The following is a 1,264-nucleotide window of genomic DNA, read 5'->3' on the forward strand; positions in this document are numbered from 1 at the left end:
GGCCGACTTCTTTCTTGATGAACACGTCGACGAGTTCGGGATCGAAATGCTTGCCCCGCTCGGACTTAAGGTGCTCAATGGCCTGCTTGTGGGTGGCATGGCCCTCGCGGTAATGCCGGGCACTGGTCATGGCGCAATAGACGTCCAGAATCTTCATTATGCGCCCCAGTCGCGGGATATGTTCGGCTTCCATGCCTTGGGGATAACCCGTGCCATCGTAACATTCGTGGTGCGTGAGGATGGCGTTCGCCGTGTCTTTCAGCGCATCCGTCGCGGCGACCATGTCCGCCCCGAATCTGGGATGGGCCTGAAGGAGCGCCCACTCGTCATACGTGAGCATCTCCTTCTTGAAGCGGACGTCCACCGGCACCTTGAGCATTCCGATGCCGCGGAGGAGTGACGCGCGGGTCAGGGTGAGGTGCTCTTCGGGGGGCAGCTTAAGCGCGGCGGCAAACCGCGAGGCGTGTTCCTGCACGCGTTTCGACGTTCCCGGCGCCACGCCCTCCTGCGAGTCCACGACGTCGGCGATGAGGTACAGCAACTCATCGTACCGTTTTGCCAGTCCAATCGCGGCTTCGAGCACGTCCTTGGGCTCCTGCTTGGCGGTCGGCGCAATGAGCCCCACCGACGCCGGCGGAAGCGGCGAACCAGGCAGGACCTGAACGAACTGGCTCTCGGGATCCTTGTCTGCCTTGGATATCTTGCTGAAGTATTTCTCATCCCCCGTCACAATCGCGATGCGTCGCAACATGATGTTCGGTTCCTTCCCTAGGTTATGTCCCCGTCTGCAGTACGCTCATCCTACGACATGGCCGTTTGCCGAGTCCAGTCGATGAAGCTATTCCTGAGAGTCGCGCGATGTGCTCTGAAAACCTTCCGGTTTGCTCCTCCCGGAAATGCGCCGGATTTCCGATTCATGGACTGGGCCCCCAGTTCCCTGCGCGAGATGAGTGTTTCCGCATGCTCGCCTGGAGCTTTCCGCGGGGAGCCTGTGGAACGCGGCTCATTTCTCCTGGAGCGGCTTGGCGAATATGCCCAGGTGGTTTGCGCTAACTCGTTCATTTCCAGGCAGATGCTGGTGAATTGGCCGGTTGACTACTTTTGCGTCACCGTTGCCGGCATCAAACACGAGTGTGGTCGAGCCGCCGCCATCCAGGTTAAGGGCTTCGTACGCGCCCAGCGCTCTGAGCATGGCTGCGGTGTCGGAAGTAGAGGCGCCGAGGCTATAGCCGGGTTGGCGGCCATCTATGACCAGAAGGTACAG

Annotated in this window: 2 protein-coding genes; both read right to left on the minus strand. The window is 60.4% G+C overall.

Features of this window, described 5'->3' with window-relative positions:
• Positions 1 to 751: HD domain-containing phosphohydrolase (locus tag PLJ71_16280; GenBank protein HQM50247.1), on the minus strand; the 751-nt coding region annotated here is incomplete at its 3' end.
• Positions 752 to 1,003: 252 nt separating this feature from the next.
• A partial coding sequence (locus tag PLJ71_16285) for a phosphodiester glycosidase family protein (protein HQM50248.1) occupies positions 1,004 to 1,264 on the minus strand: 261 nt, incomplete at its 5' end.

This window comes from Candidatus Hydrogenedentota bacterium (assembly GCA_035416745.1).
In the GTDB taxonomy this organism is placed as follows: domain Bacteria; phylum Hydrogenedentota; class Hydrogenedentia; order Hydrogenedentales; family SLHB01; genus UBA2224.